Origin of the sequence: Dactylosporangium aurantiacum, from assembly GCF_000716715.1 — a bacterium.
GTDB classification, from domain to species: domain Bacteria; phylum Actinomycetota; class Actinomycetes; order Mycobacteriales; family Micromonosporaceae; genus Dactylosporangium; species Dactylosporangium aurantiacum.
Map to the genome: position 1 here is coordinate 144,527 of NZ_JNYJ01000022.1, position 22,311 is coordinate 166,837.

General features: G+C 74.6%; 19 protein-coding genes. 10 read left to right on the forward strand and 9 right to left on the reverse strand.

Features of this window, described 5'->3' with window-relative positions; genetic code table 11:
- Positions 1–172: 172 nt before the first annotated feature.
- Entirely contained in the window at positions 173–1,201 is a 1,029-nt protein-coding gene (locus OP18_RS24900; RefSeq protein ID WP_033361408.1) for a hypothetical protein, read from the forward strand.
- Positions 1,202–1,444: 243 nt separating this feature from the next.
- On the opposite strand, the gene OP18_RS24905 is transcribed toward OP18_RS24900, so the two are convergent.
- Positions 1,445–2,695, reverse strand: a complete 1,251-nt coding sequence (locus OP18_RS24905) for an endo-1,4-beta-xylanase (protein ID WP_033361409.1) — start codon at positions 2,693–2,695, stop codon at positions 1,445–1,447.
- 103 nt (positions 2,696–2,798) lie between these two features.
- Here OP18_RS24905 and OP18_RS24910 point away from each other — a divergent pair, with 103 nt between their 5' ends.
- Genes OP18_RS24910 through OP18_RS24925 form a run of 4 tightly spaced genes read left to right on the forward strand, consistent with a single transcriptional unit; the run spans position 2,799 to position 4,847 of the window.
- Positions 2,799–3,116: a PadR family transcriptional regulator gene (locus OP18_RS24910; RefSeq protein ID WP_033361410.1), complete on the forward strand. Its 318-nt coding sequence runs from the start codon at positions 2,799–2,801 to the stop codon at positions 3,114–3,116.
- Positions 3,113–4,012, forward strand: a complete 900-nt coding sequence (locus OP18_RS24915; protein ID WP_033361411.1) for a hypothetical protein — start codon at positions 3,113–3,115, stop codon at positions 4,010–4,012. Before OP18_RS24910 ends, OP18_RS24915 begins: the two co-directional genes overlap by 4 nt.
- A 38-nt stretch (positions 4,013–4,050) precedes the next feature.
- The gene (locus OP18_RS61935; protein ID WP_033361412.1) at positions 4,051–4,452 is read left to right on the forward strand and encodes a MarR family winged helix-turn-helix transcriptional regulator; all 402 of its coding nucleotides are present in this window, start codon (positions 4,051–4,053) and stop codon (positions 4,450–4,452) included.
- Positions 4,449–4,847, forward strand: a complete 399-nt coding sequence (locus tag OP18_RS24925; RefSeq protein WP_033361413.1) for a hypothetical protein — start codon at positions 4,449–4,451, stop codon at positions 4,845–4,847. The genes OP18_RS61935 and OP18_RS24925 overlap by 4 nt, the downstream gene beginning before the upstream one ends.
- Here the strand turns inward: OP18_RS24925 and OP18_RS24930 are convergent.
- Entirely contained in the window at positions 4,788–6,212 is a 1,425-nt protein-coding gene (locus tag OP18_RS24930) for an MFS transporter (protein ID WP_052387288.1), read from the reverse strand. The two genes, OP18_RS24925 and OP18_RS24930, sit on opposite strands and share 60 nt — an antisense overlap.
- A gap of 85 nt (positions 6,213–6,297) precedes the next feature.
- Here OP18_RS24930 and OP18_RS24935 point away from each other — a divergent pair, with 85 nt between their 5' ends.
- Positions 6,298–7,245 (forward strand): Lrp/AsnC family transcriptional regulator, encoded by a 948-nt coding sequence (locus OP18_RS24935; RefSeq protein WP_156089748.1) that lies wholly within the window; start codon positions 6,298–6,300, stop codon positions 7,243–7,245.
- Here OP18_RS24935 and OP18_RS24940 read toward each other — a convergent pair.
- The 5 genes from OP18_RS24940 to ileS all read right to left on the reverse strand — a co-directional run bounded on the left by OP18_RS24940 (position 7,220) and on the right by ileS (position 13,970).
- The gene (locus OP18_RS24940) at positions 7,220–8,047 is read right to left on the reverse strand and encodes an FAD:protein FMN transferase (RefSeq protein WP_156089749.1); all 828 of its coding nucleotides are present in this window, start codon (positions 8,045–8,047) and stop codon (positions 7,220–7,222) included. The genes OP18_RS24935 and OP18_RS24940 overlap by 26 nt on opposite strands.
- Positions 8,044–8,538, reverse strand: a complete 495-nt coding sequence (locus tag OP18_RS24945; RefSeq protein ID WP_033361415.1) for an FMN-binding protein — start codon at positions 8,536–8,538, stop codon at positions 8,044–8,046. The genes OP18_RS24940 and OP18_RS24945 overlap by 4 nt, the downstream gene beginning before the upstream one ends.
- 14 nt (positions 8,539–8,552) lie before the next feature.
- Positions 8,553–9,953, reverse strand: a complete 1,401-nt coding sequence (locus OP18_RS24950) for a ferredoxin reductase family protein (RefSeq protein WP_033361416.1) — start codon at positions 9,951–9,953, stop codon at positions 8,553–8,555.
- 78 nt (positions 9,954–10,031) lie between these two features.
- Positions 10,032–10,487, reverse strand: a complete 456-nt coding sequence (locus OP18_RS24955; RefSeq protein ID WP_033361417.1) for a hypothetical protein — start codon at positions 10,485–10,487, stop codon at positions 10,032–10,034.
- Positions 10,488–10,850: 363 nt separating this feature from the next.
- Complete coding sequence (gene ileS, locus OP18_RS24960) at positions 10,851–13,970, reverse strand: isoleucine--tRNA ligase (RefSeq protein ID WP_033361418.1); 3,120 nt, start codon at positions 13,968–13,970, stop codon at positions 10,851–10,853.
- Between the two features lie 433 nt (positions 13,971–14,403).
- On the opposite strand from ileS, the gene OP18_RS24965 reads away from it, so the two are divergent.
- A complete protein-coding gene (locus tag OP18_RS24965) occupies positions 14,404–15,843 on the forward strand; it encodes a condensation domain-containing protein (RefSeq protein ID WP_033361419.1) in 1,440 nt (479 codons plus the stop codon).
- On the opposite strand, the gene OP18_RS24970 is transcribed toward OP18_RS24965, so the two are convergent.
- Complete coding sequence (locus OP18_RS24970) at positions 15,822–16,601, reverse strand: class I SAM-dependent methyltransferase (RefSeq protein WP_033361420.1); 780 nt, start codon at positions 16,599–16,601, stop codon at positions 15,822–15,824. The genes OP18_RS24965 and OP18_RS24970 overlap by 22 nt on opposite strands.
- 100 nt (positions 16,602–16,701) lie before the next feature.
- Here OP18_RS24970 and OP18_RS24975 point away from each other — a divergent pair, with 100 nt between their 5' ends.
- Together OP18_RS24975 and OP18_RS24980 are read left to right on the forward strand one after the other, a co-directional pair.
- Complete coding sequence (locus OP18_RS24975) at positions 16,702–17,454, forward strand: MBL fold metallo-hydrolase (RefSeq protein WP_033361421.1); 753 nt, start codon at positions 16,702–16,704, stop codon at positions 17,452–17,454.
- Complete coding sequence (locus OP18_RS24980) at positions 17,451–18,062, forward strand: DedA family protein (RefSeq protein WP_052387265.1); 612 nt, start codon at positions 17,451–17,453, stop codon at positions 18,060–18,062. Before OP18_RS24975 ends, OP18_RS24980 begins: the two co-directional genes overlap by 4 nt.
- A 26-nt stretch (positions 18,063–18,088) precedes the next feature.
- Here OP18_RS24980 and OP18_RS24985 read toward each other — a convergent pair whose 3' ends face one another.
- Positions 18,089–20,317: an alkaline phosphatase family protein gene (locus tag OP18_RS24985; RefSeq protein WP_063745578.1), complete on the reverse strand. Its 2,229-nt coding sequence runs from the start codon at positions 20,315–20,317 to the stop codon at positions 18,089–18,091.
- Positions 20,318–20,703: 386 nt separating this feature from the next.
- Between OP18_RS24985 and OP18_RS24990 the strand changes: the two genes are divergently transcribed.
- Positions 20,704–22,281, forward strand: a complete 1,578-nt coding sequence (locus OP18_RS24990) for a CYTH and CHAD domain-containing protein (protein ID WP_033361422.1) — start codon at positions 20,704–20,706, stop codon at positions 22,279–22,281.
- The last annotated feature ends 30 nt before the right edge of the window (positions 22,282–22,311 follow it).

The following is a 22,311-nucleotide window of genomic DNA, read 5'->3' on the forward strand; positions in this document are numbered from 1 at the left end:
GGGCGCTCGTCGCCGCGATCGTGGCGGAGGTCCTCGCCGTCGCGGGCTGGCAGTGGCAGCTGCTGCTCGGGCTGCTGCCGCAGCTGGACTTCACGGTCAACCTCACCGGCCTGCTCACCACCCTCGCCCTGCCGGTGACGGTGCTGGTGCTGTGCGCGGCGGGTGACCGACCGTGCGTGACTTCTGGCTCGGCATCGCCCCCGACCACCGCGTCGGCCTGCTGTGCCTGCTCGCCGCGCCGCTGCTGCTCGTCCAGCTCCGCGCCTGGCGCGCCGCGACCGGCGAGGTGCGCTGGTGCTCGGGGCTGCTCGGCACGCTCGCGCTGGTCCACCTGGGGCTGCCGTGGACGTCCGGGTCCGTGCTGTCGGCGGGCCTGTTCGGGTGGCTGGCCGTGCGCTGCCTGGCGGGCCGGTCGTGGCGGGTGCAGAGCGGCTTGCTGGTCACCGCGCTGCTGCTGCTCTTCGTCGCGGTGTCAGGTGTACGGCCGGCGACCGCCGATCAGGTCGGCCTGACGGTCGCGGCCCTGGAGCTGGCGCTGCTGTCGATCTCGTGCCGGCGGGCGCTGTCGCGGGTGGGCACGGTCGCGCTGGTGCTCGTGTTCGGCACCGCCATGTGGGTCGTCTCGCTCGCCGGGCACGACCACGACGGCGTGGACCGCATCCAGGCCGGCACGATCCAGCGCCCGGCCGGCCCGGCGGCCACGGCGGTCGAGCGGGCCGCGGCGCGGGACCTCGCCGCGCAGGTCCGCGCGGCGACCGCCCGGTACGCGGACCTCGCCGCCGCCGAGGCCGACGGGTACCGGGCCACCGGCCCCAGGACCGGCCTGCAGGTCCATTTCGAGCACAAGGGCCACCAGCGGGACGGCCGGGTGCTCGACCCGGCCGCGCCCGAGCAGCTCGTCTACGCCGTGCGCGGCGACCGGGCCCGGCTGCTCGGCGTGGTGTTCCAGGTCCCGGTCGCCGGCGCGGCCGGCCCCGCGATCGGCGACGCCGGCACCCGCTGGCACGCCCACGACGTGTGCGTGAGCCTGCTGCCGCCGGGCTTCGGGGCGGTGTCGCCGTTCGGCTCGTGCCCGGGGCTCACGTTCGCCACGACGCTGCCGGAGATGATCCACGTGTGGGTCGTGGACCCGCCGGGCGGTGCGTACGCCACGCACCTCGACGACGCCTGGATCGAGGCCTGGATCCGGGCCCAGCCGTAGCTGTTCGGCGCGGGTGTACGTGAGGAACAGCGCCCCGCTGTCCAGCACGGTGTGCTCGCTGAGCCGCCAGGTGCGCGGCGAACCGGCTGCCCGCGGCTTCGACGCCGAGCGCCTGCCGGGCCGGGAAGCGTCTCGGGATACTCGGCGATGATGTGAGATGCCGAACGATCCGGCCTCGCCACCCCGCGCGGAGGCTTCCGCCGGTGACCCGGCGGCGGCCCGCCCGGTGGTGGCGGGGTCCGTTCAGGTGAGGGTGACCTCCTGCGCGGCGCGGCCCGCGGTGACGGTGAACGGGACACCGTCGGCGGTGTAGTCGCCGAGGAAGCCGCGGACGGTGAGCGTCCCGTCCGCGGACGTGTGCATGCTGGTCGGTGGCAGCCACCACTCGCCCTTGATGAGCGACTCCAGGGCGTCGTACGACGGCTTGCGGGTGCCGTCCGCGCGGACCAGGCCGGCCGGGGCGCCGAGCCACGCCCCGTCGTCGGTGAGCCCCCAGTAGGTGACCGACCGCACCGCCGGGTGCGCGAACAGCGTCCGGTAGTGGCGGACCACGTCGTCGGCCTGGCGCGCCTCGCCCTCGGGGGTGCTCGGCCAGTGCGGGATCCGGTAGTCGTTGAGGTCGTCGATGCCGGCCGGCATCAGGTGCCCCGACACCAGCGTCGTCTCCGTCAGGTGCAGCGGCAGCCCGTACCTGGCGAAGCGGTCCAGGACGCCGGCGGTGTACTCCTCGCCGCGGTACCCCTGGTGCATGTGCGTCTGCAGGCCGATCGCGTCGACCCGCACGCCCGCCTCCAGCACGCCCTCGATCAGGCACTCGTAGGCGGAGGACAGGTCGAAGTCGTTGAGGATCAGGGTCGCGGCCGGGTTGGCGGCGCGGGCCTCCTCGAACGCCATCCGCACCATGTGGATGCGGCCCCGGGCCCGAGCCAGCGGCGTGACGGCGTTGTCCCCGTTGGCGAACACCGGCATGATGACGGCCTCGTTGATGGCGTCCCAGGTGTCGATCAGGCCGGCGAAGCCGCCGGCGAGGTCGCGGATGCGGGCCCGCAGCAGCCGCTCCACCTCGTCCAGGTCCAGGCCCAGCAGCCACGGCGGCTGCACGGTGTGCCAGACGAGGGGGTGCCCCTTGACGGTGACGCCGCGCCCGGCGAACCAGCGGGCGGTCGCGGTCAGCCGCGCGGTGTCCGGCGCGCCGCGGCGCGGCTCGTAGCCGCCCCAGTAGAACGGCAGGGTCGCGGTGTTGAACAGGTTGCACCACAGCGCCTCGGCCCGCTCCAGGTCGAGGCCGCCGGCCTGGCCGAACGTCTCGACGTCCCCGGCGCCGGCCGGCCCGGGGCCGGCGACGAGCGGCACGAAGTCGAAGCCGATGTTGCCGAACGCGAACGCGTGCCGCCGCTGCGCCACGGTGACGGTGCGGCCGGCGGCGGGCCGGCCGTCGGGCGTGCGGACGGTCAGCGTCACCTCGCCGGTGCGGTGCATGAGCGTGCGGTCCATGGGCTCGGCGGACCTCCGTGATCGGGGTACGGGTCGGGGACCAGCCTAGACCGGTGCCGAGGGTGGAGTTGTGATACTTCGAGCGACGAAGTATGGTCCGGCCATGACGGAGCAGACGTACTACGTGCTCGCCGCGCTGCTCGACGGGCCGCGGCACGGGTACGCGATCATCAAGCACGCATTCGAGCTGTCCGGCGGACGGGTCAAGCTGCCGGTCGGCACGCTGTACGGCTCGCTCGACCGGCTGGCCGACCAGGACCTGATCGAGCTGGACCACGAGGAGATCGTCGCCGGACGGCCGCGCCGCTACTTCCGGCTCACCGGCGACGGCCGGCAGGCGGTCGTGGCCGAGGCCGCGCGCATGCAGAAGGCCGCCCGCCTGGTGCTGCGGCACACCGCCGTGCGGCCGGCGACGGCATGAACGAGGCGCTCGCCCGCCGCTACGGCCGGCTCATCCGGATGTACCCGCGCGACTACCGGGCCAGCCACGGCGACGAGATCGTCGCCACGCTGCTCGCCGTGGCCCGGCCCGGCCAGCGCCGGCCCGACGCGCGCGAGGTCGTGGCCCTCGCCGTCGAGGCGACGAGGCTGCGCGCGGCCGGTGCCGTCGCCGGCCGCCCCGTGTGGTGGCTCGACGGGCTGCACATGGCGGCGTTCCTGCTCGCGCTGGGCACGTTCGCCACGGCCCTGGGCCAGTCGTGGTTCTCCGGCGTGTATGCCGCCTGGCCCCTGCTGCTCGCCGCGGTGTTCGTCGCGCTGCTGATCGGCCGGCCCTGGCTCGCCCTGCCCTTCGCGCTCGCCGAGGTCTTCGGCTTCAGCCGCCTGCAGCTGCGCGAGGTGTGGCCGTCGCTGGACGAGCTGCCGCCGTTCTCGCCGCAACTGGCCACGCCGGCGGAGCTCGCGCCCTGCCTGACCCTGCTCGTCGCGGTGGTGGCACTGGGCACGCTGTCCTGGCGCCGGAAGCTGCGCCGGCGGTCGTGGTGGTGGCTCGCGGTGCCGGCCGGCGCGTTCCTGGCCCAGCGGACCATGGTCGCCGTCCCCGAGTCGGCGAGGTGGGTGGCCGCCGTGGCGATCGGGCAGGTCGCCCTGCTGAGCCTCGCCCTGGGCTGGACCGTGATCACCCGGGACGGCCGGTGGGCGCTCGCCGCGGTGGTGTTCTTCGCGCCCGACCTGGTCTGGCTGCGGTACAACCGGTGGCTCGACCCGAGCCCGCTGGGCGTCGCCTACTGGGTGGTCGTCGGCGTCCTGACGCTCGCCATCGTGGCCGCGGCCGGCTGGCCGTGGCACCGCCGCCGCTCCGTCCGCACGAGCGGCTGAGGTTGCGCGGATACTACGGATCCGTATAATCCGAAACCGTGATACTTGAGCTGCAGCGTGCCACGCACGCGACCCTGCAGGTGCTGTCGGCGCGCCTGGTCGACCTGGACCTGAGCCCGTCGGAGCTCAACGCCCTCGGCAACCTCGCCGACGGGGCCGGACGGACCGTCTCGGAGCTCGGCGCCGCCGTCGGCAGCCGGCCCACCACGCTCACCGGCGTCCTCGACCGCCTCGAGCGGCGCGGCCTCATCGCCCGCGGCGCGCGGCCCGGTGACCGGCGGGCCGTGCTCATCACCCTCACCGACGACGGCGCCGCCACCGCGGCGGTCATCACCCGGGCCATCGCCGACCTGGAGGCCGACGCCCTCGCCGGGCTCCCCGCCGCCACGGTCGACGGCGCCCTCGCGGTGCTGCGCGCCCTCACGGAGGCGGGCCGGTGAGCACCCACGACAGTCCGTTCGCCGCGCTGTACGCCGAGGCCGTCGGCGACACCGGCCGGTTCGGGCACCGCGAGCACGTGCACGTCACCTGGCTGGCCGTGCGCCGCTACGGCACCGCCGCGGCCGTCGGCGTGATCAGCGACGGCATCCGGCGCACGGCCAGGTATGCGGGCGTGCCGCAGAAGTACCACGTGACGGTCAGCCGCGCCTGGGTCGAGCTCGTCGCCTGCCACGACGAACCGGGCGAGGACGACTTCGACGCGTTCCTCGCCCGGTACCCCGACCTGCTCGACAAGCGGCTGCTGACCCGCTTCTACCGCAGCGCCACGCTCGCGTCAGTGGCCGCCAGGAACGGCTGGGTCGAGCCGGACCTGCGGCCCATCCCCGCGCACTGAGGGCGCCGGGCGGCGCACGAACAGCAGCACCAGCACGCCCGCGGCGAGGGCCAGCGCACCCGCGACCACGAGGGTGTGGTCGAGCGCGTCGGCCACCCCGGCCCGCGGGTCGCGGTGCCCGGCCAGGCGGTGGCTGAACACGGCGCCGAACACGGCCACGCCGAGGGCGAAGCCGAGCTGGCGGAACGTGTTCACCGCGCCGCTGGCCATGCCGCTGCGCTCCGGCGGCGCCGCGGCCAGGGCCGCCGACGCCAGCACCGGCAGCACCATGGCCACCCCGACACCGGCCACGACCAGCCCGGGGATCAGCGCGGTCGCCGGGCTGGCCGCGGTGAGCCGCGCCTGGAGCAGGTCGCCGGCGCCGACGAGGAGCAGCCCCGCGCCGATCGTCCACCGCGGCGCGACCCGCTGCAGCAGCCGGCCGCCGAACGCGGCGACGACGAACGACGCGACGCTCATCGGCAGCGCGCCGAGCAGGCCGGCGTCGACCGGGCCCTTGCCGAGGAACTCCTGCAGCCAGACCGTCGCGAACGGCAGGTACGCGAACGCCGCCGCCTGGGCCAGCACCGCGGCGACCATGAGCGTGCTGAACGACGCGCTGCGGAACAGCCGCAGGTCCAGCATCGGCTGGGCGGCGGAGCGTTCGACGAGCAGGAACACGACCAGCGCGGCCGCGCAGACCCCGAACGCGGTCAGCGTCGACGCGGCGGTCCAGCCGGCCTCGCCGCCGCGGATGAGGCCGTAGGTGACCGCGGCCGCGCCGATCGTGAACGCGACCGTGCCGGGCACGTCGAACCGGGCGTCGGTGCGGCCCTTGGACTCGGTGACGCCGCGGACGGTGAACCACACCGCGAGGAGGCTGACGGGCAGGTTGACCAGGAAGATCCAGCGCCAGCCGAGGTGCTCGGTGAGCAGCCCGCCGACGATCGGACCGGCCGCGGCGGCGGCGCCGTTGACCGCGCCCCAGACGCCGAAGGCGATCCCGCGGTCCTTGCCCTGGTACGTGACGCCGAGCAGCGCCACGGTGGTGGCGAACATGGCCGCGCCGCCGACACCCTGCAGGAAGCGGGCCGCGACGAGGAGCCCGGCGTCGTCGGCGACCGCGCACAGCAGCGACGCCGCGGCGAACACCACCGTGCCGGCGAGGTACATGCGGCGCCGGCCGTGCCGGTCGGCGAGGGCGCCGGCGCCGAGCAGCAGCGCGGCGAGCGCCAGGGCGTAGCCGTCGAGGACCCACTGCAGCCCGTCGAGCGAGGCGTGCAGATCACCGGCGACGGCCGGCAGCGCCACGGTCACGATCGTGACGTCGACGAGGAGCATGAACGTGCCGATGGACACGGCGAGCAGAGGGGACCATTTCCGCATGCCGACGACTCTGCGGCACCGCTGACCGCGCGGCGAAGCCAGCACGCCGATCATGACGGAATCCGACATGCGTTACGGTTCCGTGGTGGAAATCGACACCCTGGACCGGCAGATCGTGGACGCGTTGCGGGTCGACGGGCGGGCCGGGTTCAGCCGGATCGCCGAGGTCCTCGGTGTCTCCGACCAGACGGTGGCCCGCCGGTACCGGCGGCTGCGCGCGGAGGCGGGGGTGCGCGTCGTCGGCCTGCCCAACGGGATCCGGCTCGGCTACGACAAGTGGATGATCCGGGTGCAGAGCACCCCCGGCGGGGCGTCCGCGGTCGCCGAGGCGCTCGCCCGCCGGCCCGACACCACGTGGGTGACGATCGCGTCCGGCGGCACCGAGGTCACCTGCATCGTGCAGAACCCGGGCACCGCCGACCGGGAGGCGCTGCTGCTGCAGAAGCTGCCGAACACGCCGCGCCTGGTGTCGGTGCGGGCGCACTGCCTCATCCACTACTTCGCCGGCGGCGCGGTCGACGCGGCCGGGCCGACCGCGCTCACCCCGGAGCAGGGCGCGGCGGTGCTCCCGCCGGCCGCCGAGGGCCCGGCCGTGCTGCTCGACACCGACCAGCCGCTGGTCGCCGCGCTCGCCCGGGACGGCCGCACCGGCCTGCCGGAGCTGGCCGCCGCGACCGGCTGGTCGGAGTCCACCGTCCGGCGCCGGCTCGAGCACCTGCTGGGCACCGGCGCGCTGTTCTTCGACGTCGAGGTGAACCCGGTGCTGTTCGGGTACACCGCCCGGATCCTGCTGTGGATGTCCGTGGCGCCCGCGCACCTGGAGATCGTCGGGCGGGCCCTGTGCGGCCACCCGGAGGTGGTGTTCGCGGCGGCCACGACCGGCGAGACGAACCTCGTCGCCACCGTCATCTGCCCCGACATGGCCGGCCTGTACGAGTACCTCACCCGCCGGGTCGGTCCGCTGCCCGGCGTCGAACGGGTCGAGACGGCACCGGCGCTGCGGCACGTCAAGCAGGTCGGCGCGGTGCGCTGAGCCGCGGCGCGCCGGCCGGTGCGCTGCCCGGCACCGGCCAGCCGGGCGTCACCTGCCGCAGCCCCGACGCCGAGACCAGCAGCGCGTCGTGCCCGTCCAGGGTCTCCAGCCAGCGCAGGGACCCGGGTCCGCGGGCCGCGGCGGCGGTCGCGTAGACGTCGGCCCACAGCAGGTCCGGCCCGGCGACGGTGACGGCGTGCACCCCGGTCGCCGGCCGGCGGGTGCGCGGGTTGACGATGTGCCCGCCCCGGTGCGCGGTGCCGGAGGTGGCGACCGCCCCGCCGCGCCGTTCGAGCACGGCCAGGACCGTGCCGGGACGGGCCGGGTCCTCGATGCCGACCCGCCACGCGGGATCCCCGGGCGCGGCGTGCACGATCAGGTCCCCGCCGGCGTTCAGGCACCACGAGTGGCCCGGCAGCCGGCGCAGGTGCGCCGCGGCCCGCTGCACCGCCCACCCCTTGACCAGGCCGGACGGGTCGAACCGGGGGGTGCCGGTGCGCGGGTCGGGCAGCTCCCGCGGGTCGAACCAGCCGCCGGTGCGCGCCCGGGCCTCCTCGCACAGCCGCAGGACGTCGGCGAGCAGCGGGTCGGCGGCGCCGGCGGTCAGCTCCCCGCGTTCCCAGCGGGACAGGTCGCTGTCGGCGCGGTACGGGCTGAACACCGCGTCGGCGTGCCGCAGCTCGGCGAAGACCGCCGCGACCGCACGGGCCGCCTCGGCGGAGCCGGGGTCGGTGCCGGTGCCGCGGACGTGGACGCTGACCGGCAGGCCCATGACCTGCTCGACCCAGGCGCGCCGGTTCATGACAGGTGCGCCGCGTCGAGGGCGGCCTGCAGCGACTCCCGGTAGCCGTCGCTGGTGACGGTGGCGCCGGAGACGGTGTCGATGTCGGCGCTCTGCGCGGCCAGGGTCTCCTGGATGAGCACCGGCAGGGCCCGGGCGTTGATCTGCCGGTCCTTGCCGTTGGCGGTCGGGTAGACCGGCACCGTCACCGCGGTGATCTTCCCCCCGGACACGGTGATCCTGACCTGCACGTCACCCCACCGGGTGGCCGCGACCGAACCGTCGTAGGTGGTGCCGCCACTGGTGTCGCTGCCGCCGGTACCGCTGCCGCCGCCGTTGCCACCGCCGGTGGTGCCGCCGCTGCCGTCGACGGTGCCGCCGCTGCCGCCCGTGTCGCCGGCGCCCTGGGCGGCCGCGGTGCTCGGGGCGGCGTCGCCGAGGCTGGTGCGGTAGCTGAACAGCAGCACCACCGCGGCGACCGTGGACAGCAGCCACAACGTGATCCGACGCATCGAAGACTCCTCGTTCACCAGGCGAACTGTTCGGTGTGCACGCGCCGCGGGGCGACCCCGGCGGCCACGGCCGCGGCGCGGGCGGCGGCGGTCCACGCGTCGGGCCCGCAGATGTACACGTCGGCGGCGGCGACGTCCGGCGCGCACCGCCGCAGCGTCTCGGCGTCGCTGAGCCCCGCGGCCGACGCCGGCAGCCATGACGGGCGGGTGGCCCGCGGGCCGAGCAGGTAGACGACCCGGACCCCGCGCCGGCGGGCCAGCCACTCCAGCTCGCCGCGGAACGCGACCTCGGCCTCGGTGCGTGCCCGGTACACCAGCGTCGCCTGTCCCGGCCCGTACGGCAGCTCCCCGAGCAGCGCCAGCAGCGGCGTGACCCCGATGCCGCAGGCCAGCATGACGACCGGACCGCCGGTGTACGACTCGCCGGTGAGCCTGCCGTACGGTCCCTCGATCACCGCCCTGGTCCCCGGCCGCAGCCCGGCGACGCGGGCGCTGCCGTCGCCGAGGTCCTTCACCGTGATGCGCAGGACCCCGGTGTGCGGCGTCGCCGACAGCGAGTACGGGTGCGCCCGCGACCAGCCCGGCCCGTCCAGGAACCGCCACTGGAAGAACTGCCCGGCCCGCACCGGCAGCTCGGGCAGGTGCCGCCCGCTCAGGTACACCGAGGTCAGCCCCGGCCCTTCCGCCACGACCCGGTCGACGACGAGCCGGTGCCGCCAGGTCCGCCACGCGGGCAGCCCCACCCGGTAGGCGAGCACGGCCCCGGCGGCCGCCGCGTACAGCGTCCACCAGTACGCCCGCGACCACGCCGAGGCGATGAAGTCCGCCCCGGTCCAGATCTGGTGCGGCAGCGCCAGCCCGACGCCGAGGTACGCGTACAGGTGCAGCAGGTGCCACGACTCGTACCGCAACCGCCGCCGCGCCGCCCGCATCGACGTCACCACGACCATCAGCAGCAGCACCGTGCCGGCCGCGGCGAGCAGCATCCCCGGGTAGTCGACGGTCAGGACCCACAGCTCCCGCACGACGTCGACCCGCTCGTCGAGCGCGTACCCCACGGTGATCAGCACGATGTGCGCCACCATCAGGTGGAACGAGCTGAACCCCGTCCAGCGGTGCCACCGGGCCAGCCGGTCCTGACCGAACGCCCGCTCGATCAGGGGTACCCGCGCCATCAGCAGCACCTGCAGCAGCAGCAGGTCGGCGGCGACCAGCCCGGTGAGCCGCCCGAGCGCGCTCGTCGCCGCACCGGCGCCGTCCCCGAGCTGCCCCACCCCGCCGTTGGCGACCCACAGCGCCACGACGACCAGCAGGCTGACGAACGCCGCCCCGGCGCCGACGTCGGCGGCGGGCGCCGCGGAGACGGCCTGACGGTGCGGCGGTGCGGGACGGGGCGGGGCGGTCGTTGCGGTCACGGGCTCAACGTTCGGGGCGGAACCTGGGAATTGCCCGTGAGCGGGTTGCGGAGTTGCTCAGAACCACCCGGCCCGCCGTCACGGCGGGTCCTGGCGCGCGCCCTTCTTCCGCCGGCCGGCGCGGAAGGCCCACGCCGTCAGCGCGCCGCCGGCCACGGCGACGCCGAGGCCCACGGCGGCCCGGCCGGCCGTCTGGCCGCCGAACAGCAACCGGACGCCCGTGCACACCGCGAGCGCGCCGTACAGCTGGGCCGCCTGCAGCAGGAACGCCGGCCGCCGCACCGCCGGGTCGGCCGCGACCTGCCGGCGGAGGCCGGCCCGCCAGCCGAGGCCGAACAGGATCACCGAGACGCCGAGCCCGCCGAGGCCGTACCCCAGCCCGGCACCGCCGGCACCACCGGCGACGAGCAGCAGCGCGATGCTGATCCCGCCCAGGACGACGGCCGCCGCGACCGCCCCGGTGGCCAGGCGGGCGCGGCACCACCGGAGCGGGTCCCGCGTCCGCCGCCGCGCCGGCGTCCCACGTCGCACCATGCCGACCGCATGCCCGCCGCCGGTCCGCCCGCAAACACCGCCGGCCGGCCGCCGGGACCGGTCAGGATCGGCGGCGGCCAGGGTCAGAAGCCGCCGGTCACGGTCAGCATGCCGTCGGCGTCGATCGTGACCAGGCCGTCGTGCAGGAGGGTGGCGACGGCGGCGCGGTTCATCGCGCCCGTGTACTGGTGGGCGATGGTCAGCGCGTGGAACGGATCGCTCCACGTCCGGCGGCTGCGCCCACGCCCGCCGCTCGGCCGCGCTCGGGGACCACCACCTGACGGCGAGCGCCGCCGTCAGACCCGCCACGCCGGCGTCGTCATGCGTCGATGGTCGCAAATCGACGCCGGCGTCCGGTGGCGGTCAGGCCTTGCGCAGCCAGAAGGTGAGGCCGAGCGACTCGTCGGTGAACGGCACCGCGTCCGGCCACGCCGGCTCGCCCTCGGCGTAGGCGGTGGCCAGCACGTCGTCGGTGACCAGGTCGCGGTGCTCGGTCAGGGCCAGCGCCGTGTCGTCGCGGGTGGTGGTGTACCGCAGCTCGATGCGGTCCACCACGTCCAGGCCACTGGACTTGCGGGCCTCCTGGATCTGCCGGACGGCGTCGCGGGCCAGGCCGGCGCGCTCCAGCTCCGGGGTGAGCCGCAGGTCCAGGGCGAGGGTCGCGCCGGAGTCCGCGGCGACGGTCCAGCCCTCCCGCGGGGTCTCGGTGATGAACACCTCGTCCGGGGACAACTGCACCGCGGCGCCGTCGACGACGACCGTGGCGGTGCCGGCGCGCAGCGCGTCCCGCAGCGCGAGGGCGTCGGCGGCGGCGATCGCCTTCGCGACGTCCTGCACGCCCTTGCCGAACCGCTTGCCGAGGGCGCGGAAGTTCGCCTTGGCGGTCGCGTCGACGAGCGAGGAGCCGGCCGCGTCGACGGGGACGACGGTGGCCACGTTCAGCTCCGCCGCGATCTCCGCGAGCAGGTCGGCGGGCAGCTGCTCGAAGCCGGCCGCCGAGGCGAGCGCCCGCGACAGCGGCTGGCGGACCCGGATGCCGGAGTCGGCGCGCGCCGCCCGGCCCAGCTCGACGAGGCGGCGGGCGAGGGCCATCTGCGCCGACAGCGCCGGGTCGACCAGGGCCGCGTCGAGGAGCGGGTACGCGGCGAGGTGCACCGACGGGGCCGCGTCCGGCGACGAGGGCACCACGATGTCCTGCCAGACCCGTTCGGTGATGAACGGCACGATCGGGGCGAGCAGCAACGTCACCGTCGACACGACCTCGTGCAGGGTGGCGAGGGCGGCCGGGTCGCCGCGCCAGAAGCGGCGGCGGCTGCGGCGCACGTACCAGTTGGACAGGTCGTCGACGAAGGCGGCCAGCAGCTTGCCGGTCTCGTGGGTGTCGAAGACGTCCATGGCGGCGTCGACCCGGCCGACGAGGGTGTGCAGCTCCGACAGCACCCAGCGGTCCATGACGGGCCGGTCGGCGACCGCGGGGTCCGCCGGTGACGGGGTCCAGCCGGCGGTGCGGCCGTACAGCGCCTGGAACGCGACCGTGTTCCAGTACGTCAGCAGCGTCTTGCGGACCACCTCCTGCAGGGTGGTGTGCCCGACCCGCCGCGCCGACCAGGGCGAGCCGACCGCGGCCATGAACCAGCGGACCGCGTCGGCGCCGTGCCGGTCCAGCAGCGGGATCGGCTCCAGGATGTTGCCGAGGTGCTTGGACATCTTGCGGCCGTCCTCGGCGAGGATGTGCCCGAGGCAGACCACGGTCTCGTAGCTGGACCGGCCGAAGACGAGGGTGCTGACCGCCATCAGCGTGTAGAACCAGCCGCGGGTCTGGTCGATCGCCTCGGAGATGAACTGGGCCGGGAAGCGCCGCTCGAACACCTCGGCGTTGCGGTACGGGTACCCGAACTGCGCGAACGGCATGGCGCCCGAGTCGTACCAGGCGTCGATGACGTCGGGGACCCGGGTCGCGGTCTCGCCGCAGTGGCAGGGGAAGGTGATCTCGTCGATGAACGGCCGGTGCGGGTCGAGCCCGGACAGGTCCCGCCCGGTGCGCTCGCCGAGCTCGGCGAGGGACCCGACGCAGGTCAGGTGCTCGCCGGGGCAGCGCCAGATGGGCAGCGGCGTGCCCCAGTACCGTTGCCGGGACAGCGCCCAGTCGACGTTGTTGACCAGCCAGTCGCCGTACCGGCCGTGCTTGACGCTCTCCGGCTGCCAGGTGGTGCGCTCGTTCTCGCGCAGCAGGTCGTCGCGGATCGCGGTGGTCCGCACGTACCAGGACGGCTGCGCGTAGTAGATGAGCGCGGTGTGGCAGCGCCAGCAGTGCGGGTAGCTGTGCTCGTAGGGCACGTGCCGGAACAGCAGCCCCCGCGCCTGCAGGTCCGCGACCAGCGCGGGGTTGGCGTCGCGGAAGAACACCCCGCCGACCAGCGCGATGTCCGGTTCGAACGTGCCGTCGCGGCGCACCGGGTTGATCATCGGCAGCCCGTACGCGCGGCAGCTGGCGAGGTCGTCGGCGCCGAACGCCGGTGCCTGGTGGACCAGGCCGGTGCCGCTGTCGGTGGTGACGTAGGAGGCGAGGATGACGATGTGCGCGCCGGGCACGTCGACGAGGTCGAACGGCGGCCGGTAGGTCCACCGTTCGAGGTCCTTGCCTGGGAACGACTCGCCGGTCAGCGTCCAGCCGTCGCCCAGCACGGCGCCGACCAGCGGCTCGGCCAGCAGCAGCTGCTCGGTGCCGTCGGTGGCCACGACGTACGTGACGTCGGGGTTGACGGCCACGGCGGTGTTGGCCACGAGGGTCCACGGGGTGGTCGTCCACACCAGCATCGCGACCCGCCCGGCGAGCGGGCCGGAGGTGAGCGGGAACCGGACGAACACGGACGGGTCGACGTCGGTCTCGTACCCCTGCGCCAGCTCGTGGTCCGACAGGGCCGTCTGGTCCCGCGGGCACCAGGGCGCGACCCGGAAGTCCTCGACGAGCAGACCCTTGTCGAAGATCTGCTTGAGCGACCACCAGACGGACTCGATGTAGGGCGGGTCCATCGTGCGGTACGCGTCGTCCATGTCGACCCAGTAGCCCATGCGGTGGGTGAGCTCGGCGAACGCGTCGGTGTGCCGGGTCACCGACTCGCGGCACTTCGCGTTGAACGCGGCGATGCCGTAGTCCTCGATGTCGTGCTTGCCGGTGAAGCCGAGCTCCTTCTCCACCGCCAGCTCGACCGGCAGTCCGTGGCAGTCCCAGCCCGCCTTGCGCTCGACGTGGTAGCCCTTCATCGTCCGGTACCGGGGGAAGACGTCCTTGAACACCCGGGCCTCGATGTGGTGGGCGCCGGGCATGCCGTTGGCGGTCGGCGGACCCTCGTAGAACACCCACTCGGGCCGGCCGCGGGACTGCTCCAGGCTGCGGGCGAAGACGTCGCGGTCGCGCCAGAAGCGCAGGACGTCGTGGTCCAGGGCGGGCAGGTCGACCTGGGCGGGCACGGGGCGGTACATGCTGGTTCCTCCGTCGGACGCGGTGCGGCACTCCAACGGAGGGACGAGGCGGACTGCCCCGCGGTACCACCCTCCTTGACCGCGGCGAGCGCGGCCCCCTCGACAGGGTTGCGGCCGGTTCTACTCGGCGCGGACGCCTTTCCTCCGGCGGCTCCGGGGTGATCTTCACGCCGCGCACACCGCCGGGCTTCCACCGTCCCCGGCTCGCTACGGGCTGCGTGCGGCGCTACTCGTCCCCATCAACGCCTTGCGTGCACCATGGTACCCGCCCGGTCGAGGCATATGCCGCGGGCGGCCGGGCCCGCTCGGGACATTTCGGGCACCCGGCGGCGCGATCCGCCGTCACGGGCCGCAACGCGGACCGTTCGTCGATACGACCCGCGTCGATCACTGTGCAACGATCCAGGCCTGCGAGCGTGTGGAGGTTCGAGCAATGGTGGAGCGGATCGTCGTGCCCTTCGAAGGTGACGGGGCCGGCGTCGGCGGCCTCACCTGGGGCCAGCAGCAGGTGTGGCGGGCGATCGTCGAGGTCGGCGCGTCGATGAGCATGGGCGGGGTCGTGCCGGTCACCGACGGCCGTGTCGTGCCCGACTTCGTCGAGGAGCTGCGGTTCCTGATGAGCCGGTTCGCGGCGCTGCGCTCCCGCCTGGTCTTCGCCGAGCCGTGGCACGCCACCTCCGTCGACGCGTGCCATCTGGTGCGGCAGGAGATCGCCGGGCGGGGCGAGGCGGTCCTGGAGGTCCACGACGCCGCCGACGACGAGGACCCGGCCGCGGTCGCCGCCGCGCTGTTCGCCGCGTGGAAGGCCCGCGACTTCGACTACACCGGCGAGTGGCCGATCCGGGAGGCCGTGGTGCGGCACCGCGGCGCGGTCACCCACGTCGTCGTGCTCGTGTGTCACCTCGCCGCCGACGGCAGCGGCCTCGGCACGATGATCCGCGAACTCGCCGAGCGGGACCCGGTGACGCGGCAGCCGCGCGGGCCGTACACGGCGATGCAGCCCCTCGCGCTCGTCGAGGCGCAGCGGACCTCGAAACGGCAGACCGACACCGCGCTGCGCTACTGGGAGGCGCAGCTGCGCGCGGTCCGGCCGCGGCGTTTCCCCGCCACCGTGGACCGGGGTGAGCCGCGGTGGCGGCGGGTGGTGTGGCGGTCCACGGCGCTGCTGCTGGCCGCGGAGCGGGTCGCGGCGGGGCTCGGCATCGACACCGCGCCGGTGCTGCTGGCCGCGTACGGCACCGCGTTCAACGCCGTCACCGGGCAGACGGCGCCGTTCGCCACGCAGGTCATCGTCAGCAACCGCTTCCGGCCGGGCCTCGCCGACGTCGTCACCCCGCTCGCGCAGAACGGCCTCGTCGTCGTCGACCTGCACGGCGTCACCGCCGGCGAGGCGGTCGACCGGGCCCGCCGCGCGTCGATGAACGCCTCGAAGCACGCGTACTACGACCCGGCGGCCCGGCTCGCGCTGATCGACCGGATCGGCGCCGAGCACGGCGAGCCGGTCGACCTGGCGGTGTTCTACAACGACCGGCGGGTCGGGGTGATCGAGGCGCACGGCCCGCTGGACACGATGCCGACCGCCGGGGAGATCGAGGCGGCGCTGCCGCTGACCGAGCTGGTGTCCGACACGCCGATGCCGTACTTCAACGAGAAGCTCATGGTGAACGTCGACGACGTGGTCGGCACCGTGCAGCTCACCGTCGAGGTGGACACGCACCACCTGGCGATCGGGGACCTGCACCGGCTGCTGGCGGCGATGGAGGCCTTCACGGTCGGAGCCGCCCGGTCACTGGACCAGGCGGCTCCGGACGCCGACCCGGGTGCCGCCGCGGGCGCGGCGTCGCCGGCCCCTCAGGCCGTGGCCTCGATGTAGATGCTCTCGTCGTTGCGCAGGACCTGGTCGAGGTCGGCCACGTCCTGCCGGGCGCCCTCCCGGTAGGCCCGCACCGCGATGCCGTCGGGGTCGAACCCGGCGGTGGTGAGCACGTGCCGCAGCTCTTCCAGGTCGTAGATCCAGCGGTGGCCGTACACGTAGAACAGCTGGTTGAACATGAAGGCGCCGCGCGGCGGCATCTTCGGCGCGACACCGGTCAGCGCCCGGTCGACCCGGCGGCGGTGCTTGCCGAAGAAGCCGTCGCCGTTGACGTAGCTCTGCGCGTAGATCTTCAGGTCGGGCGTGGTGATCCGCACGAATCCGCCCGGCTTGAGGACCCGCTTGACCTCCTTGAGCCACGCGATGCCGACCTTCATCGACACGTGCTCGATGAGGTGCTCCGCGTACACCCAGTCCACGGCGTCGTCGACGATCGGCAGCGGCTGGGAGATGTCCATCTCGGCGAAGAACGCCGACCCGTCGACGCGGTAGATGTGCCCCCGCTCGGAGGTGAGCTCCGGGCTGCTGACCGACACCAGGTCGGTGCCGAGCGCCTGCGGGTGGTCGGTCTTGAACGCGGCGAACTCGATACCGGTGATCCCCAGCTGGTCGAGCTGCTCACGGGTGATGAGATCGGTGCTGAGCAGCAGCTCCAGCTTCTCGCACTTGCCGAGGTCGGCGGTGAACGAGTCGACCACCGCCTCGATCCCCTGCGGGTCTTCCCAGTCCCAGGCTAAACCCGCTGCATCGGTGGACATCGTTGGGCGGTCCTTCCACGGAAAAGTTGATTGATCTAAACATGTCGTGCAGTGGCCCACAAGGAGCGGAGCGTGACAGCCCGTCGGGCAGTATTGGCTCATGAACATCACCTGGTGGGGGCATGCGACGGTGGCCGTGGCCGACCGTGGCACCACGATCCTGACCGACCCGGTGCTGCGCGACCGGCTGGCGCACCTGCACCGCCGCCGCGGCCCGCGCCCGGTCCTGGCCGCCGCGCCGGACGCCGTGGTCATCTCCCACCTGCACGGCGACCACTGCGACCTGCCGTCGCTGCGGACCCTGCCGCCGTCCACCCGCCTGCTCGTGCCGCGCGGCGGCGGCGCGTTCCTGCGCTCCCGCCTCGGCGCCGGCCGGGACATCGTCGAGGTCGCCGCGGGCGACTGCGTCGACGTCGGCGAGCTGCGCGTCCGGGCGGTGCACGCCAACCACGACGGCCGCCGCAACCCGAAGTCCCGCATCCGGGCCGTCGCGCTCGGCTACGTCATCGAGGGCACCCGCTCGGCCTGGTTCGGCGGCGACACCGGCCTCTTCGACGAGATGCGCTCCCTCGGCCCGCTGGATCTGGCGCTGGTACCGGTGTGGGGGTGGGGCTGGACGCTCGGCGCCGGCCACCTCGACCCGGCGGGTGCCGCCGAGGCGATGCGCCTCGTCAACCCCGCGCAGGCCGTCCCCATCCACTGGGGCACCCTGTGGCCGGTCGGCTGCCGGCGGGTCCGGCCCGACCGCTTCCACCGCCCCGGCGACGAGTTCGCCGACCTGACCGCCGCCGCAGCGCCCAAGACCGACGTGCGGGTCCTGGCGCCCGGCGAATCCCTCACGGTGGCCGCGTGACCACCTTCGGGGCGTTGCTGGCCGCGATCGCCGGGCTCTTCGCCGTCGTCGCCGTCGGCTCCACCGTGCCGATCCTGCCCACCGGCGCCGCCGTGAGCGCGACCGCGGTCGTCGCCGCGCACCGCAGCCCGCTCGCCCTGCTCGCCGTGGTGGCCGCCGGCGCGGCCGGCGCGTACTGCGGCGACGCGGTCACCTACGCGATCTGCCGGGCCGGCGGCGAGGCCCTCACCCGGCGGCTGCGGTTGCTGCGCCAGCCGCTGCAGCTCGCCGAAGCCGTCCAGCGCCGCCTGACCGCCCGGCCGGTCAGCGCCCTGCTGGTGTCCCGGCTCGTCCCCGGCGGCCGCATCCCGGTCCTGCTGACCGCCGCGATCGTCGGGCTGTCCTGGCGTCGTTTCGCCACCGCCAACGTGGCCGCCTGCGCGCTGTGGTCCTCGACGTACGCGGCGATCGGCCTGCTCGGCCGCTCGGTCTTCCCCCAGCCGTGGCAGGGCGTCGTGGCGGCGCTGGTGATCGCCCTCGGCGCCACCCAGCTGGCCAGTTGGCTGCGCCACCGCCGGGAGCGCCGCGACCGGCGCGCCACGGGCCACGCCCCGTCGGAGACCGCCTGAGCGCTGTGGGCCCGCCAACCGGTGCGTCAGTGCGGGCTGTCGGCCGGTAACAGCGGCCGCCCGGGTTCGCGGGGTTCGGGCAGGTCCGTGCCCGGACCGTTCCCGTCGGCCGCGACCACACCGTCCGTCGCCACCACACCGTCGGCCGCCACCGCAGCGTCCGCCGCGACCGCGCCGGCGGCGGTGGGCAGGCACTGCGCGGCCGGCAGGCTTCCCGCGGCCGGCGGGCTGTCCGCGGCGTCGTCGCGCAGGCCCAGGTCGGCGAGCCACTGGACCAGCTGGCGGTGCACCGCGGCCGGGCCGACCGGGGTGCGGTCCAGGCACCGCCAGCCGGCCGGGTAGACCAGCACCGCCTCGGTCTGCCAGCCGCCGATGCCGCCGTGCGAACCGACCAGCTCCTCGAACGCGGCGACCTCGTCCGTGCCCGGGTCGACCCGGCTGACCAGGACCAGGTCGCCCACGTTGGCCACGGCTTGGTGGGCGAGGAGGTCCCGGGCGGCGCGGGGACCGTACGGCAGCAGCGGGTCCTCGCCGTCGACCTGCCCGTCGCGGAGGCGGTGCCGGCCGGCCGGGCCGAAGGCGACGGGGCCGTCGACGGAGGACAGGCCGACGACGAGACCGATGCCGGGATGCTCGGCGAGGCCCTGGATGAGGGCGGGCCGGGCCACGCCGATCTCCTCGACGGTCGCGCGGCCGGGATGCTCGGTCAGGTACAGCATCGCCAGGTTGCCCGAGGCGACCGTGACCACCGGGGCCGGTGCGGCGGTCGGTTTCGCGCGGTCGGGGCGGCCGGCGACGGCGAGGAGGAGGTTGTGGGCGCGGGCGCGCTCGTCGTCGTTCGGGTCCGGGGTGGCGGCGGCCACGTGACCGGCGATCGAGGCGACGACCTGCTCGACGGTCTGGCCGTACCGCTGGGAGAACGTCGCGCCCTGGCTCTGGCCGTGGTCGGAGAGCACCACGATCTCGTAGCGGCGGCCGGCGACCTGGGCGATGCGGTGCAGGGTGCCGAGGACCCGGTCGAGGCCCTCGAGGGTCTGCAGGGCCTCGGGGCGCAACGGGCCGGCGTGGTGGGCGACCTCGTCGTAGTCGACGAAGTCGCAGAAGATGGCGGGTGCGCCGCGGGTCATCTGCTCCGCGATGAGGGAGACGTTGAGGTCGCGCAGCAGCACGTTGGTGACGGCCCGCAGGGCCACGTACGCGGCGGTGCGGGGCACCCGCGGGTACACGTTGCGGAAGCGCTGCCGGCGGGCCTGCTGGATCTCCTTGAGCATCTCGCCGACCGACAGCACGATCGCGCGGGCGAAGCCGTAGGGGCTGGCGACGAACGCCAGGTAGCCGCGGGCGGTGCGGCCCGGCAGGCCGGCGTTGCTGAAGGTGAGCAGGCTGGTCGGGGCGTCGCCGGAGAAGACGTTGCTGATGCTGGCGCCACCGTCGGCGAGCAGCCCCCGCCCCGTCGAGATGCGGGCCTCGACCTCGGCGGCGTCCCGCGGCCGGTTGGTGACGACGAGACGGTCCGTCGCCTTCTCGTACCAGCGGAACGCCGGCACCTCCGACTCGCTGCCGTGCAGGATGCCGGCCTGGCTGGCCGGGGTCGTGGCGGGCATGCCGGTGTGCCAGGGCACCAGCGCGTGGGTGCCGGTGCGCAGCCACTTGCCGAGGTTGGGCAGGTTGCCGGCCTTCACCGCCCACGACAGCAGGGGCGCGGACAGGCCGTCGATCTGCACGAACAGCACGCCCGGCTCGGTCGCGGGCCGCTCGTGGTTGCGGCGGACCATCTGCCGCAGCGTCTGGCCGAGGAACACGTCGTCGCTGCCGGCGTCGGCGAGCCAGTTGACCAGGGCGGTGAGCACGGCCGCGGTCCAGCTGGCGACCCACGCGTCCAGGACGCTGCCGACGGAGACGCCCTCGGCGACGCGCAGTGCGGTGAACATGACGCCGGTCTGCAGCAGCACCCCGACGAGCAGGACCCCGAGGCCGCCGATGACGACGGCCACGCCGAACAGCACCAGGCGCATGAGGGTGCCGATGAGGGCGAGCAGGACGGCCAGCTCGACCAGCGCGGCCGGGCCGCCGGTGGCGGTGACGCCCGGCAGCAGCCAGAAGGTGACGGCGAGGACCACCACGGACGTGACGCCGCTGCGCAGCAGCGACTTGCCCCACGCGACGGTGAGCCGCCAGTCGCGCAGCATCCGCGCGGCGAACCGGACCCGCTGCCCGATCACGGACGAGGTCACGACGCGCACCAGCCAGCTCACCTGACCAAGGTTACGTCCCGCCGATCACGTGGATTTCCGAATGAAACACCCCGGAAACCGTAGGCTCATCCTGGAGGGTGACCCGCGCCCCGACGCACTGTCGCCCCCGCACCGGAACGGCGCGGGGGCGACACAGAGCGGGCAGAGCTACTTCTTCTTGCCCTTCTTGTCCTTCTTGTCCTTCTTGCCCTTCTTCGACTTCTTCGCCATCGGTGCCTCCCCTTCCCAGGGAACGGTGCGACTTTCGGACCCTCGAACAGGGCTCGAATCGTTGCGCTGTCAACACCGTAGCCTCACGACACGCCGAGCGACAGAGGATCACTCACCTTTTCTTGGGCTCCTGTTTACCTTTTCGCGTCCGGGCGTTCGCTCGGTAAGGTATCGACATGGCCGAAAAGCTTGAGGTGGAACGGAAGTACGAGCTGCCCGACGACTTCACGATGCCCTCGATGATCGGAATCGCTGATGTGGTCAGGGTTACAGAGCCCGATGACCAACACCTGGACGCGACCTACTACGACACCGCAGGGCTGCGCCTCACTTCCGGCCGGATGACGCTGCGCCGCCGCAGCGGCGGACACGACGCCGGCTGGCACCTCAAACGGCCCTCCGGCGGCGAGCGCAGCGAGCTGCAGGTGCCGGCCGGGGACGACGAGCAGGCACCGCCGCCGCGGATCACCACCCAGGTCCGGGCGGTGACCCGCGGCGAGCCGCTGCACCCGGTCGCCCTCATCCGCACCCACCGCGTCGAGCGGGGGCTGCAGGACGCGGCCGGCGCCACGGTCGCGCTCGTCGCCGACGACACCGTCGAGACCGAGTCGCTGATCGGCGCCCGCGTCGCGCAGCGCTGGCGGGAGCTGGAGGTCGAGCTGGTCGACGGCTCCCCCGACGACCTCACCCTCATCGACGAGGCGCTGCGCGCCGCCGGCGCCCGCCCGTCGGCCTCGCCGTCGAAGCTGTCCCGGGCCCTCGGCCCCGACCACCCGGCCGCCGCCGCGAAGGCCGCCGGGGACGGCGGCACCACCGGGCCGGCCAAGCCCGGCGACGGCAAGCGGGACGCGGGCCGGCGGGCGCTCGTCGCGTACGTCACCGAGCAGCGTGACGCCGTCGTCGCCCACGACCCGCAGGCCCGCGCCGGCGACGTCGAGGCGGTGCACGACATGCGGGTGGCGACCCGGCGGCTGCGTTCGACGCTGCGGACCTTCGCCCCGCTGCTGTCGGCGTACGAGGGCGACCTCGACCGCCTGCACGACGAGATCAAGTGGCTGACGGGCCTGCTCGGCGAGGTCCGCGACGGCGACGTCATGGCCCTGCGCCTCGCCGACCTGCTGGCCGCCGAGCCGCCGGAGCTGGTCGTCGGTCCGGTCGCCGCGCGGGTCTCGGAGCTGCTCGCCGCCCGCACCCAGGCCGCCCGTGAGCGGCTGATCGAGGGACTGGACAGCGACCGGTACATCGCCCTGCTCAACGACATCGACGCGCTGGTCGCGGCGGCCGCCGCCGGCGGCCCGGCCGGCAAGGGGCGGATGCGCCGTCTCGCCCGCCGGGCGGTCCGCCGCGCCGACCGCCGCCTGGCCGCCGCGACCGCGCGGCCGGAGCCGGTGACGGCCGGCACCCCCGCCGGCGGCACCGCCGGCACCGACGTCGCGTTGCACGAGGCGCGCAAGGCGTACAAGCGGGCCCGGTATGCCGCCGAGCTCGCCGCCCCCGTCGCCGGCACGCCCGCGGCGAAGCTCGCCGACCGGCTCAAGGACCTGCAGGACGTGCTCGGCGCGCACCAGGACGCCATCGTCACCGCCGAGCTGCTGCGCGAGCAGGGGATGCGGGCGTTCGCCGAAGGGGAGAACGCGTTCACCTACGGGCTGCTGCACGCCCGTCAGGCCGAGCACGGCCGGGTGGCCCTCGCCGGCCTGCCCCGGGCCCGCCGCCGCGCCACCCGCCAGAAGGTCCGCCGCTGGCTGTGGTGAGGCGGGGCGGGTCCACCGGCGGCGGCGAAG

What these genes read in the sequence shown, in the direction of transcription:
- OP18_RS24915 (WP_033361411.1), top strand. Translation starts at nt 3,113, where the DNA reads ATGAACGAGGCGCTCGCCCGCCGCTACGGCCGGCTCATCCGGATGTAC.
- OP18_RS24905 (WP_033361409.1), bottom strand. Translation starts at nt 2,695, where the DNA reads ATGGACCGCACGCTCATGCACCGCACCGGCGAGGTGACGCTGACCGTC.
- OP18_RS24955 (WP_033361417.1), bottom strand. Translation starts at nt 10,487, where the DNA reads ATGGTGCGACGTGGGACGCCGGCGCGGCGGCGGACGCGGGACCCGCTC.
- OP18_RS24945 (WP_033361415.1), bottom strand. Translation starts at nt 8,538, where the DNA reads ATGCGTCGGATCACGTTGTGGCTGCTGTCCACGGTCGCCGCGGTGGTG.
- OP18_RS24990 (WP_033361422.1), top strand. Translation starts at nt 20,704, where the DNA reads ATGGCCGAAAAGCTTGAGGTGGAACGGAAGTACGAGCTGCCCGACGAC.
- OP18_RS24970 (WP_033361420.1), bottom strand. Translation starts at nt 16,601, where the DNA reads ATGTCCACCGATGCAGCGGGTTTAGCCTGGGACTGGGAAGACCCGCAG.
- OP18_RS24940 (WP_156089749.1), bottom strand. Translation starts at nt 8,047, where the DNA reads ATGAACCGGCGCGCCTGGGTCGAGCAGGTCATGGGCCTGCCGGTCAGC.
- ileS (WP_033361418.1), bottom strand. Translation starts at nt 13,970, where the DNA reads ATGTACCGCCCCGTGCCCGCCCAGGTCGACCTGCCCGCCCTGGACCAC.
- OP18_RS24975 (WP_033361421.1), top strand. Translation starts at nt 16,702, where the DNA reads ATGAACATCACCTGGTGGGGGCATGCGACGGTGGCCGTGGCCGACCGT.
- OP18_RS24910 (WP_033361410.1), top strand. Translation starts at nt 2,799, where the DNA reads ATGACGGAGCAGACGTACTACGTGCTCGCCGCGCTGCTCGACGGGCCG.
- OP18_RS24965 (WP_033361419.1), top strand. Translation starts at nt 14,404, where the DNA reads ATGGTGGAGCGGATCGTCGTGCCCTTCGAAGGTGACGGGGCCGGCGTC.
- OP18_RS24930 (WP_052387288.1), bottom strand. Translation starts at nt 6,212, where the DNA reads ATGCGGAAATGGTCCCCTCTGCTCGCCGTGTCCATCGGCACGTTCATG.